We start from the raw sequence: 12461 nt of genomic DNA, 5'->3' as shown, positions 1-12461 counted from the left end.
CTCAGGCCGCCGCGCGGACCTCGTACGTCGCGATGCGTACCGTCTCGTCGTCGAGGCACTGCCCGGACACGAGGTCGAAGCGCTGCTTCAGGAGCGGGGAGGCGACGAACGGGCGGCCCTGGTGGGTGCCGGTCAGACCGCGGGAGAGGACCGCCGCGCCGGCGAACGGGTCGCGGTTGTCGACGGCGTACAGCTCTCCCGCGCGGTCCCGGAAGAGGGCGACCTGGCGGCCGTCCGGCAGCAGTGCGGCCACGCCCCGGCCGGGGAGCAGCCGGCTCAGGTCGCAGACCGTGAACCAGTCGCCGTCCAGCTGGAGTTGAACCTTCAGATCGGTGGTCTCGGGTGCCAGGGTCATCGCTGGGCGCTCCCTTCCAGGGGACGGTGGCCGATGGTCAGCAGCGGCAGGTCGGGCTTGATCTGGCCGCGCTCGGGGACGAAGCCGACGACCGGGTCGGGGGTGTCCGGCGCGTTCACGAAGGACACGAACCGGGCGAGCTTCTCTGGGTCGTTGATGGTGGTCGCCCACTCGTCGGCGTAGTTCGCCACGTGGTCGGCCATCAGGGACTCCAGCTCCTCGCAGATGCCGAGGGAGTCCTCCACGACCACGTCGCGCACGTGGTCCAGGCCGCCGGGGATCCGCTCCAGCCAGGTGGAGGTGCGCTCCAGGCGGTCGGCGGTGCGGATGTAGAACATCAGGAAGCGGTCGATCAGGCGGATGAGTTCGGCGTCCGACAGGTCCTGGGCGAGCAGGTCGGCGTGGCGCGGGGTGGCGCCGCCGTTGCCGCCGACGTAGAGGTTCCAGCCGGCCACGGTGGCGATGATGCCGAAGTCCTTCGACTGGGCCTCCGCGCACTCGCGGGCGCACCCGGAGACGGCGGACTTGAGCTTGTGCGGCGACCGGAGGCCCCGGTAGCGCAGCTCCAGGTCGATCGCCATCCGGACGGAGTCCTGGACGCCGTAGCGGCACCAGGTCTGGCCCACGCAGGACTTGACGGTCCGCAGCGACTTCCCGTACGCGTGGCCGGACTCGAAGCCGGCGTCCACCAGCCGGGTCCAGATCAGCGGGAGCTGTTCGACGCGCGCGCCGAACATGTCGATCCGCTGACCGCCCGTGATCTTCGTGTAGAGGCCGAAGTCCCGGGCGATCTCACCGATCACGATGAGGCCCTCGGGTGTGATCTCACCGCCGGGGATGCGCGGGACGACCGAGTACGAGCCGTTCTTCTGGAGGTTGGCGAGGAAGTGGTCGTTGGTCTCCTGCAGCGCCGCCTGCTCGCCGTCCAGGACGTAGCCGCTCGCGCCGATGGTCGGGGCGAGGGAGGCGATGATCGAGGCGACCGCCGGCTTGCAGATGTCGCAGCCGTCGCCGCCCCGGGCGTCCTCGCGGCCGTAGCGGTCGAGGAGGCCCTGGTAGGTGTTGATGCGCAGGGCGAGGACGATCTCGTACAGCTCCTCGCGGGTCTGCGAGAAGCAGCCGCACAGGCCCTTGTCGACCTCGACGCCGTTCGCCTCCAGCTCGGCGGTGACCAGCTGGCCGAGCACCTTGACGCAGCTCCCGCAACCGGTACCGGCCTTGGTGCACTTCTTCACCTCGGGCACGGTGGTGCAGGAGTGCTCCGTCACCGCGCCGCGGATCGCGCCCTTCGACACGTTGTGGCAGGAGCAGATGACCGCCTCGTCGGGCAGCGCGGACGGGCCGAGCTGGACCGACTCCCCGGCCCCGGCCGGCAGGACCAGCGACTCGGGGGAGACGGGCGGCACGGACCCGGTGAACGCGCGCAGCGTGCCGTACGCGTCGGCGTCGCCGACCAGGATGCCGCCGAGCAGGGTGCCGTCGCGGCCGATGACGAGCTTCTTGTACAGGCCCGAGCGGGAGTCGGAGTAGACGACGTCGAGGCAGTCCTCGGCGGTGCCGTGCGCGTCGCCGAAGGACGCCACGTCGACGCCGAGCAGCTTCAGCTTGGTGGACAGGTCGGCGCCGGTGAAGGCGGCCTCGTCCTCGGCGATGGTGGCGGCCGCGGTCTCGGCCTGCTCGTAGCCGGGTGCGACCAGGCCGTACACGCGGCCGTCGGCCGCGAGCGCGCACTCGCCGATCGCGAAGACGTGCGGGTCGGAGACGGTACGGCACTGCTCGTCGACGGAGATGCCGCCGCGCTCGCCGACCCTGAGTCCGCAGTCGCGGGCCAGCTGGTCGCGGGGGCGGACACCGGCGCTGAACACCACCAGGTCGGTGGCGAGTTCGGAGCCGTCGGACAGCTTCATGCCGGTCACCGATCCGGAGTCGTCGACGACGATCTCCTGGGTGCCCACACCGGTGTGGACGGACAGGCCCATGTCCTCGATGGTGCGCAGCAGCGCGGCGCCGCCGCCCTCGTCGACCTGCACCGGCATCAGGCGCGGCGCGAACTCCACGATGTGGGAGGTGAGTCCGAGGCCCTTCAGCGCGCCGGCCGCCTCGAGTCCGAGCAGACCGCCACCGACCACCGCACCCGTCGTCGCCTTCGTCTTCGCGTACTCCTCGATCGCGAGCAGGTCCTCGATCGTGCGGTAGACGAAGCAGCCCTCGGCGTCCTTGTTCGGGACCGGCGGCACGAACGGGTAGGAGCCGGTGGCGAGGACGAGGGTGTCGTAGTCGAAGACCTGGCCGGACCGGGCGGTGACCTTCTTCGCCTCGCGGTCGACGCTCTCCGCCGGGTCGCCGACGTACAGCTCGATGCCGTGCGCGGCGATGAACTCCATGTCCGTCATGGAGAGTTCCTCGGGCGTCCGGCCCGAGAAGTACGAGGTGAGCGCGACGCGGTCGTACGCGGGACGCGGCTCCTCGCACAGCACGACCACGCGGTGCGTGGCGGTCAGGCCGCGCTCGGCGAGCCCTTCGAGGAAGCGCTGGCCGACCATGCCGTGGCCGACGAGCACGATCGTGGGGGTGGCCCCCTCAGTGGCGGTCATTCAGGAGCCTCCATCGTTGGTGAGCAGGTGGAGCAGGGGGCCGCCGTCGTCGGGGAGCGGCTCTGCTCCCTCCCAGGCGCGGGCGAGCGCGCCGACGGTGCCGAGTTCGCCGACGAGGACCCCGCCGACCAGGCGGTCGTCGCGGACGACGACCTTGCGGTAGGTGCCGCGGGTGGCGTCGGCGAGCTGCACGACGTCGTCGCCGGGGCGGGGCTCGGTCTCGCCGAACGCGGCGAGGTCGAAGGCGCCGTTCCCCGACAGGGTGAGCCGGGTGAGGGAACGGGTGCCGGTGTAGCGGGAGTCGGCGTCCCCGGCGAGCAACTCGGCCAGAGCATCGGCCTGTTCAAGCGCGGGAGCGGCCAGCCCGTATACCGTCCCGGCGTGTTGGGCGCAGTCGCCGATGGCGTGGATGCGCGGGTCGGAGGTGCGGAGTTCGTCGTCGACCAGGATTCCCCTGTGTACGGCGATCCCCGCGTCCTTCGCCAGACCGGCGCGCGGTGACACCCCGCAGGCCAGCACCACCAGATCGGCGTCGAGGGCGTAGCCGTCGGACATCTCGACGGAGCGGACGGCGCCGCCGACACAGCGCACGTCCCGTACCCGGCACTCGGTGTGGATCTCCACGCCGAGGTCGGCGAGGTGCCGGCGGACCAGCTTCGAGGCCGCCGGGTCGAGCTGGCGCTCCATGAGCCGCTCGGCCTGCTGGGCCAGGACGACCTGGGCGCCGCGCACGGCGAGTGCCCGGGCCGCGGAGACCCCGAGGAGCCCACCGCCGATGACCACGGCACGGACGCCGGGCCGTACGGCCTTGGACAGGCCCAGACAGTCGTCCATGGTGCGGAAGGCGTGGACACCCTCGGGGAGTTCGTGATCCGGTGTGAACAGACCGCGCAGGGGCGGCAGCACCGGATTGGAGCCGGTGGCGAGGACCAGCGTGTCGTATGCGATCTCCGAGCCGTCCGCGCAGGTCACCGTCCGCCCGGCGCGGTCGATGCCGGTGACGCGGGCCCGGAGCGGTCCGGCGGGTGCGGGCAGCGCGATCACCTCGGGGGCGTACCGGCCGGCCAGCACCTCGGCGAGCAGGACCCGGTTGTAGGGCCGGTGCTCCTCCTCGCCGACGAGCAGTGCGGGCACGCCCAGCTCGCCGAGCCGGCGGGCGAGTCGGACGCCCGCGAGGCCGGCGCCGATCACCACCACACGCGTATTCGAGGTCATGCCGTCGAGCGTGCGGTGCGGAGGTTACCCGGCCGCATCACGGTTGTTTCCCGCGAGGAACGCTGCCCTCAGCGGGGACGGAAGGTGGGTGTGAGGGGTTTCCGGAGGTGGTGGGAGCGGGCTGTGAGAAGCCGCCTGCGGGTCCGTCGCGGCCGGTCGGACGGGGTCCTGACCATGCCGGACATGCCTCTCGCGACCGGCCCCGCCACCCGCTGCCGGATCCTAGTGCCCTCGCGGGCCCGGGTGTATCGACCCGCGGTGTTGTTCACCCGGCTGATCGGCTACCGGCCCGAGGGCATCTCCAGGGCAAGATCGTGCTCACCGTCGCCTGAGGGCCGTCCCGCGAACGAGCCGTCTGCCGGCGTCGGACGCGGGCGGCGGCCCGACCGTGCTCACGACAGGTCAAGGCCGTGTGCTCGCCAGATGTGCGAACACGACCACGTTCCCCTGGTATCCCGTCGACTTCGAGTAGCCGCCGCCGCAGGTGATCACCCGTAGCTCGGGGCGGGGGGCGGCGCCGTACACCTTGGCGTCGGGGAAGCGGCGGGCGTCGTAGACCTCGACCGCGTCCACCGCGAAGACGGCCGTGCGGCCGTCCAGGCGGTCCACCTCGATGGTGCTGTGCTTGCGCAGTGCGCCCAGGTCGTAGAAGACGGCGGGGCCGTCGGCGTTGTCGACGTGCCCGGCGACGACGGCGGTGCCCCGCTCGCCGGGGGCGGTGCCGGCCTCGTACCAGCCGGCGAGGTTCTCCTGCTCGGCGGGCGGGGCGCCGAGGCTGCCGGAGGCGGTCAGGGCCAGCCCGGTCAGGGGTGCGTCGACATGGATCGCGGGGATGCGGATCCGCAGCGGCGGGGAGGGCGGCAGGGCCGGGGCGGAGCGTATGCCCGCTTCGCCGTCCGCACCGCCGTGCCCTGCTCCCGAGTGGGCCTGGGCGGCGGACGGCTGCGGCGGGGGGTGCGTCTCGGCGCCGCTGCGGAGCAGCCACGCGCCCGCGCAGAGGGCGGTCGTGGTGACGGCCGCTATGACGGTGTTGCCGACCCGACGACGCATCGCGCATCCCTTCTCCTCGCGCCTCCTCCCGCGGGCCCCGTACCCCCCTCCGGGCCGCGAGGGGCGTCGGGCCCGGAGGGGGAGGGGACATGCGGTACCGGCGACGGACAGCGGAGGGTGTCCGTCACATCCCGTCGCCTCTCGCCCGGCGATGCAGGAGCCAGGTACCGCCCGCGGCGGCGACGGCGAGTGCCGCCACACCGGCCGCGGTCTGCACGGGGTCGGGGCCGAGTGCGCCGCCGACCCCCGTCTTCACACTTCCTCGCGGAGCCACCGGCTGCCGCGCCGCGACCAGCGTCACCACCAGGTCCCCCGTGACCCGCCGTTCGCCCCTGGCGCACTGCGCGACGATCTCGTACGTCCCCGGCTGCGCGCTCGGCGGCACGCGGAACTCCCCGGCGGCCGCGCCCCGGTCGGTGCCGGGCGCGAGCGGGAAACGCCCGGCGCCCACCGCGCCCGCGTCCCCCGTCGCCGCAGCGTCCCCGCCGCACGCCGTCGTGCTCACCGTCACCGGTCCGCCCGGCACGGCGGTGGCGGGGCGGATCTCCAGGACTCCTCCGCCCGCGTCCCCACGGCCTCCGCCGCGTCCCCCGTCGCCGTCCGCGCCGTACGCCGGAAGGGCGATCGCGCCGGCGGCGGCCACGGCGAGCGCGGCGGGGGTCAGCAGGCGGGCGGTACGTCGCATCTGTGTGCTCCTTCGAGCTCCTCGGGTCGCGTCCCTGCTCTTCCGAGGTAAGTCGCAGCGCGGCCCGCCCGCTTCCTGAGGAGGCGTCAGGAATGGGATGAATGGGTGTCGGGCGGTGCTGGAAAGGGCTGCGGGGGACGGCTGTTTCAGCAGGTCACCGGGGTGTCGGAGGAACGTGCCGGGAAAAGCCCGCGCGGAGGGTGTGAACGGGTGACCGTCACCTGTGGGCCAACCAGTCCCCGCCGTCGACGAGTTTGCCTCCGGCCCGCAGCCGGGCGGCGACGACCGGCGCGGCGACGTACACCCAGGCGCGCGAAGACCCGCCGTCCCCGACGGTCACCTCCCGCACCACCCGCTCGTACAGGTTGCGCGGGTCGCCCGGCGTGTACTCCTCCAGCCGGTCCAGTTCGGCGAGCAGCCGGGCGTACTCCCCGGGAAGGGCGGTGACCAGATCCCCGGCCACGGTCCCGCCGCCCTCCGGCTCCTCCACCGCGTACGGATAGCCGGGGCCGTCGTACAGCACGGCGCCCCGCAGCCGGGCCGGTTCCTCGCGGAGGGTGCGGCCGCGCAGGAACAGGTCGTGGTTGGCCTCGCCCGGGCGGAGGGTGCCGTAGACGAAGAACGGGAGGCCGGGGCGGTGCGGGGTGGTCGGGATGCTCACGGAAACGATTCTCTCCTCTCACGTCAACGGCACCTCGCGCTATGGACATGGATTGTCATGCCCCCTTAAATCTCAGGACGACCTCAGTGCCACCCCCACCCGTGGTGCTCTGCGCCACCCCACATCCGCGCCCCCCACGGCGCCTTCCCGAGGAGACCGAGCAGACTGATGAGTCGGATACGGCAGCACGTCCGAGGTTCCCGTCTCGCCACCGCCGGCATCGCCGCCGCCACGGCCACCCTGCTGGCCGCCGCGCTCTCCCCGGTCGCCGACGCGGCCGACAGACCGACCCGCGCCACCGCGCTCGACCACGCGGCCGCCGCCCTCGCCGAGCACGCGGCGAGCCTGGGCCTGACCGCCACCCAGGGCACGTCCGTCCGTGACGTCGTGATCGACAAGGACGGCACCCAGCACGTCCGCTACGACCGCACGTACCGCGAACTCCCCGTCCTGGGCGGCGACTTCGTGGTCCACCTGGCCCCCGACGGCGCCTACCGCAGCGCGAACCGGGCGACGAGGAGCACGATCTCCCTCCCCACCATCGCCCCGAAGGTGTCCGCCCCCGAGGCCGCCGACACCGCCGTGAACGCACTGCGCGCGGCCAACCTCGGCGACACCCTGAAGCAGGTCAAGGCCAAGCCGCAGCTGGTCGTCGACGCCCTGCACGGCACCCCCAGGCTGGCCTGGCGGACGAACGCCGTCGGACTGGACTCGCTCGGCAACCCGGTCGCCCGGACCGTGCTGACCGACGCGCGCACCGGCGCCCGGATCGACGCCTGGGACTCCCTCGAGACGGCGACGGGCGACGGCGCGTCCCTGTACGGCGGCACGGTCCCGCTGGAGACGACGCTCTCGGGCTCGACGTACCAGCTCAAGGACCCGACGCGCGGGAACACGTACACGGGTGACGCCGAGAACAAGACCGACCTGTGCATCTTCGGCATCTGCATCAGCCGCGCCCCCGCGACGCTCTTCACGGACACCGACAACCACTGGGGCACGGGGGCGGCCGCGGATCGTTCGACGGCCGCGGTCGACGCCCAGTACGGCACCGACGTGACCTGGGACTACTACAAGAACGTGCACGGCCGCAACGGCATCGGCAACGACGGCAAGGGCTCCTACAACCGGGTCCACTACGGCAACAACTACGCCAACGCCTTCTGGGACGACAGCTGCTTCTGCATGACGTACGGCGACGGCAACGCCACGCAGCTCGGCCCGCTGGTGGCGCTGGACGTGGCCGGCCACGAGATGTCCCACGGCGTGACGTCGAAGTCGGCCAACCTGACCTACTCGGGCGAGTCCGGCGGCCTGAACGAGGCCACCTCCGACATCTTCGGCTCGCTGGTGGAGTTCTACGCGAACAACTCCTCCGACGTCGGCGACTACCTCATCGGCGAGAAGATCGTCCGCTCCGGCTTCGGCCGGGACGCCCTGCGCTACATGGACAAGCCGAGCAAGGACGGCAACTCCGCGGACTACTGGAGCAGTTCGGTCGGCAACCTCGACGTGCACTACTCCTCCGGGGTCGCCAACCACTTCGCCTACCTCCTCGCGGAGGGCAGCGGCACGAAGACCGTCAACGGCGTCACCTACAACTCCCCGACGTACAACGGCTCGACGGTCACCGGGATCGGCCGCGACAAGCTGGGGGCCATCTGGTACCGGGCGTTGACGGTCTACATGACCTCGTCGACGAACTACGCGGGGGCGAGGACGGCGACCCTGAACGCCGCCCGCGACCTCTACGGCTCCGGCGGCACGGAGTACAACGCGGTGGCGGCGGCCTGGAGCGCGGTCAACGTGAACTGACCGTGGGGAAAGTCGCTTTGGCGTGACCCGATCACCCGTTAGGCTCCCCCGGCGCGCGCGTGACCAGCGCGCGCCGGGGGCAGTCCGACCAGGGGGTACCGGGGGTAATGAGAGACACGGCCGAGGAAGTCGCCGGACCGGCGAAAGGCCCGAACGCGTGGTTGCAGGTCATTTCGGCGTTCGTGGTGGTGGCGGCGCTGGCGGGGTTCCTGTGGAAGCAGCAGAAGGACCATGCCCTGGAGGCGAACGCCGCGAGCGTTCCCGGCGGACCGATCACCTGCTCGACGTCGACGCCGACGGGGCTGCCGACGCTGGCGCGGCCGGGCGTGAAGTACGTCTCCTCGAACCAGCTCTGCCAGGCGCTGAACCGCACCGACCTCGCCACGCTGCTCGGCACGCCGGGGGAGAAGGTGACCTCGTACGGGGGCGGAGACGACTCGTTCACCATGGTCGACGGTGACATCCCCGCCCCCGAGATGCAGGTCACCCTGACGACGTTCTCCGTCCAGCTCTCCGCCAACTTCGACCACTTCGCGGTCAAGGACATGGCCCACATGCTGGGCGGCGACGCGCGGGAGCGGACGTTCCTCGGCCGCCCGGCGGTGCTGTACTCGGACCGGACCCTCGCCTTCGCCCTCTTTCCCGGCAGCGGCAGCGGCAGGACGGCGAGCGGCCCCGGCAGCCCCACCCGCAGGCTGGTGGTCGCCCGGGACCCGAAGGACGGCGGCGGTTCCTACGACGTGTCCCTCTGGCGCCAGGACTCCGCACCGCCCGACGACGCGACGCTCCTGCGCGTCGCCGAGACGGTACTGCCGACGATCCCGGGCTGGACCACCGGCTGACGGCTGCCTGCACCTACGTGTCCGGTTACGTGGTTCCACCGAGGACCGACGGGGCCGTCGCGTGTGAGGCTCACCCGATGGCAACAGAGGACGCGAGGCAGGCGGACGCGAAGTCGGCGGGCACCACCGACCGGGCTCCTGCCTGGGTTCGGGGTCTCCTGGCCTACATCGGGCTGTCGCTCGCCGTCGGCGCGGTGTGGATGACCGTGACCTACGGCGCGAAGGTCCTGGCGGGTGTCGGGTGGGCCGGCGTCCCGGGCCGGTTCGAGGTCGTGGAGTGCGTGGACGTGGAGACGACCGTGGACCGGGGCGTCGCACGGACGCGCTACTGCACCGGCACCTTCCACCCGGACGACGGCGGACCGGACATCGAGCACGTCCTCATCAAGGGCGGCCGGGGCGACGCGTACGAGCCGACGCCTCCGGGGAGCCGGTGTTACGGCGATTCGCCCGACGAGCCCTGGTGGTGTGCGGACGGACCGACCTCGGTGGCGGCACGCTATCTCGACGGCGAGGCGTGGACGTTCGGCAGCGGCCTGTGGGTGCCGGGTTCGCTCACGGTCCTCGCCCTGTGCGGCTTCGGTCTGTCGACACTGCTGATCCTCCATCAGCTGGTGTGGCCGGACCCCGGACGGCGGCCGCGCCGGCTGAGGCGCCGCGTCCACGACTTCACCGCCGTCGGGGGCATCGCCTTCGTGGCGTTCCTCGTCGCGCTGGCGTTCGACGTCAACAGCTGACGCTTCTCCGTCACGGCCCTTCTCCGCCACGGCCCTTCTCGTGGACGACACCGAAGGCCGGCCCCCTTCCGGGTGCCGGCCTTCGCCGAACGGACCGCCGTCGGTCAGGCGACCAGCTCCTGGTCCTCCAGCCCGGTCGGCGCGTTCGGCGCGGGCTGTGCGGCCGTCGCCGGCTTCCCGCCCCGCATCACCAGCGTCGCCAGCACCGCCGCCGCCAGGACGCCGATCGCGCTGACGGTGAACGTCGTCGTCATCGCGCCGGCGAAGGCCTCGCGGGCGGTGTGGACCAGTTCGGGGTCGCCGCCCCCCGTCGCCAGCGCGCCGGCGATCGACTCGCGGGCCGCCTCGGGGGCGTCGGCCGGCATCCGGGCCGTGTAGCCGCCCGCCAGCAGCGAGCCGAGGATCGCGATCCCGAGGGCGGTGCCGGCCTGCTGGACGGTGTCGTTGAGGGCCGAGCCGACACCCGCCTTGTCCGCGGGGATGGTGCCCATCAGGGCGCCCACGGCGGCCGGCATCGCCATGCCCGCCCCGAAGCCCAGCAGGCCGAGGGAGATCGCCGGGACGGTGAAGCCGGAGTCCGCGTCGACCGTGGTGAGCAGGGCGAAGCAGGCGGCCATCACCAGCATGCCGGTCAGGACGACCAGCCGGTTGCCGGTCCTCGCGGCCAGTTTCACGCCCAGTCCGTTGCCGGCCAGCGCGGCGACGGCGAGGGGCAGGAAGGAGAGGCCCGCCTTGACGGGGGAGTAGCCGAGGACGAACTGCAGGTACTGCGTGAGGACCAGCAGCAGACCGCCGTTGCCGATCTGGACCAGGGCCAGCGAGAGCGAACCGCCGCTGAAGTCGCGGTGCTTGAACAGGACCAGCGGGACCATCGGCGAGGAGGTCGTGTTCTCCCAGATCACGAACGCGGCCAGGGTCACCAGCGCCACGGTCAGGGTGAGTGCCGAGCGGCCGCCGAGCGGGCCGTGCTGCGGGATCTCGATGATCCACCAGACCAGCGCGGTCATGCCGACCGCCGAGAGCACGGCACCGAGAGGGTCCGGCTTCTGCCAGGGCGCCCTGGACTCCGGCATCAGCACCACACCGGCGACGACGGCCAGGAGGACGACCGGCACGTTGATGAGGAAGATCGAGTGCCAGGAGAAGTGGTCGATCAGGATCCCGCCCAGGACCGGGCTGCCGACCAGGCCCAGCATCGACACCGAGCCCCAGGCCGCCATAGCCCTGCCGCGCTCCTCCTCGTCGAAGACCGTGATGAGGATGGAGAGCGTGGACGGCATGATCAGGGCCCCGCCCACACCCATCGCGATACGGACGGCGATCACCTCGCCCGGGTTCGTGCAGACCGTCGCGGCCAGTGAGGCCGCCCCGAAGAGCACCAGGCCGGTCAGCATCACCCGCCGGCGGCCGAACCGGTCGCCGAGGCTGCCGGAGGTGAGCAGCAGACCCGCGAAGACCAGGATGTAGGAGTCGAGGATCCACTGAGTGTCCTGGGCGCCGGCCCCGAGGTCCTCGGTCATCGAGGGCACCGCGACGGTCAGCGCCATGCTGTCGATGGTCAGGACCAGCGTGCTCAGGCACAGCACGACGAGGATCCACCAGCGGCGGGGATTGCGGGTTTCCATGGGATTCCTGCCCTTTCAGCGGCTTCATCGGCCTGCGTACAGTGTTCCGTTCGGTGCGCACACTGTACGCAGAGCGGAACAGTGTGCGCAAGCGTTGAGCTCTGTACGCTGAAAGCGCACGATGTACGCCGCCAGATCGCCGGGAGTGGAGCCGTGGCCGCCAAGACGAGGAACCCGAACGCCGTGCCGTCCGTATGGGCCCGGGAGAAGCGCGAACCCGACCAGCCCTCGCTGAGCCGGAACGGGATCGTCCGCGAGGCCGTCGTCATGCTGGACGCCGAGGGCGTCGAGGCGCTGAGCATGCGCAAACTGGGCGCCCGGCTGGGTGCCGGCGCGACCTCCCTCTACCGGCACGTCGCCACCAAGGACGAGCTGATGGAACTCGTGGTGGACGAGGTCGCCGCCGAGATGCACGCACCGCCCGTCGACGGCGCCGACTGGCGGGCCGCCGTCACCGAGGCCGCGCGGTCGTTCCGGGTGACGGTGCTACGGCACCCCTGGCTCGCCTCGGTCCTCGGTCAGGCCGGTCTCGTCTACCTCGGGCCCAACCTGATGGCGTACACCGAGAGCCTCGCCGCCCTGTTCACCGCGGCCGGATTCCCCGAGCCGGGCCGGGCGATCGAACCGCTGCTCAGCTACGTCGTCGGCATCAGCACCACCGAGGCGGCCTGGCTCACCACCGTCGCCCGTTCCGGCGAGACCGAGGCGGAGTTCGTCGGCCGTCTGATGCCCGCGGCCCGGCGGGCCGCGGCGCCCTACGACCACCTGGCCCAGGAGTACGCCACCGAGACCGCCGATCCGGCCGCCCTGCGCGAGGCCAAGTTCACCTACGGCCTGGAAGTCGTCCTGGACGGCCTCGCCCTGCGCCTGCCCGGCTAGTGC

11 protein-coding genes are annotated in these 12461 nt (G+C 72.1%); 4 read left to right on the top strand and 7 right to left on the bottom strand.

Features of this window, described 5'->3' with window-relative positions:
• Position 1: 1 nt before the first annotated feature.
• From nirD to ABT057_RS22835, 6 genes are all read right to left on the bottom strand, one after another.
• Positions 2-355: a nitrite reductase small subunit NirD gene (nirD, locus tag ABT057_RS22860; RefSeq protein WP_352345244.1), complete on the bottom strand. Its 354-nt coding sequence runs from the start codon at positions 353-355 to the stop codon at positions 2-4.
• On the bottom strand, positions 352-2949 hold the full coding sequence (nirB, locus tag ABT057_RS22855) for a nitrite reductase large subunit NirB (protein ID WP_352345242.1): 2598 nt from the start codon (positions 2947-2949) through the stop codon (positions 352-354). Before nirB ends, nirD begins: the two co-directional genes overlap by 4 nt.
• Positions 2950-4164 carry an NAD(P)/FAD-dependent oxidoreductase gene (locus tag ABT057_RS22850; RefSeq protein WP_352345240.1) on the bottom strand — a complete coding sequence of 405 codons (1215 nt, stop codon included), beginning with the start codon at positions 4162-4164 and terminating at the stop codon, positions 2950-2952.
• A 402-nt stretch (positions 4165-4566) separates the two neighbouring features.
• Positions 4567-5214 (bottom strand): class F sortase, encoded by a 648-nt coding sequence (locus ABT057_RS22845; RefSeq protein WP_352345238.1) that lies wholly within the window; start codon positions 5212-5214, stop codon positions 4567-4569.
• 124 nt (positions 5215-5338) lie between these two features.
• A complete protein-coding gene (locus tag ABT057_RS22840) occupies positions 5339-5899 on the bottom strand; it encodes a hypothetical protein (RefSeq protein WP_352345236.1) in 561 nt (186 codons plus the stop codon).
• Positions 5900-6116: 217 nt separating this feature from the next.
• The gene (locus ABT057_RS22835; RefSeq protein WP_352345234.1) at positions 6117-6560 is read right to left on the bottom strand and encodes a gamma-glutamylcyclotransferase family protein; all 444 of its coding nucleotides are present in this window, start codon (positions 6558-6560) and stop codon (positions 6117-6119) included.
• A gap of 168 nt (positions 6561-6728) precedes the next feature.
• Between ABT057_RS22835 and ABT057_RS22830 the strand changes: the two genes are divergently transcribed.
• The 3 genes from ABT057_RS22830 (at position 6729) to ABT057_RS22820 (ending at position 9954) form a co-directional block, all read left to right on the top strand.
• Entirely contained in the window at positions 6729-8375 is a 1647-nt protein-coding gene (locus ABT057_RS22830) for a M4 family metallopeptidase (protein ID WP_352345232.1), read from the top strand.
• A 107-nt stretch (positions 8376-8482) separates the two neighbouring features.
• The gene (locus tag ABT057_RS22825) at positions 8483-9217 is read left to right on the top strand and encodes a DUF6215 domain-containing protein (protein ID WP_352345230.1); all 735 of its coding nucleotides are present in this window, start codon (positions 8483-8485) and stop codon (positions 9215-9217) included.
• Between the two features lie 77 nt (positions 9218-9294).
• Entirely contained in the window at positions 9295-9954 is a 660-nt protein-coding gene (locus tag ABT057_RS22820) for a hypothetical protein (RefSeq protein WP_352345228.1), read from the top strand.
• Positions 9955-10058: 104 nt separating this feature from the next.
• On the opposite strand, the gene ABT057_RS22815 is transcribed toward ABT057_RS22820, so the two are convergent.
• Complete coding sequence (locus ABT057_RS22815) at positions 10059-11579, bottom strand: MFS transporter (RefSeq protein WP_352345226.1); 1521 nt, start codon at positions 11577-11579, stop codon at positions 10059-10061.
• A 153-nt stretch (positions 11580-11732) separates the two neighbouring features.
• Here ABT057_RS22815 and ABT057_RS22810 point away from each other — a divergent pair, with 153 nt between their 5' ends.
• Positions 11733-12458 (top strand): TetR/AcrR family transcriptional regulator, encoded by a 726-nt coding sequence (locus tag ABT057_RS22810; RefSeq protein ID WP_352345224.1) that lies wholly within the window; start codon positions 11733-11735, stop codon positions 12456-12458.
• Positions 12459-12461 lie beyond the last annotated feature (3 nt).

The sequence above is a fragment of the Streptomyces sp. NPDC002588 genome, assembly GCF_040295925.1.
Lineage (GTDB): Bacteria > Actinomycetota > Actinomycetes > Streptomycetales > Streptomycetaceae > Streptomyces.
The sequence above is the reverse complement of the archived record's forward strand: the minus strand, read 5'-3'. Positions and strand labels throughout refer to the sequence as shown.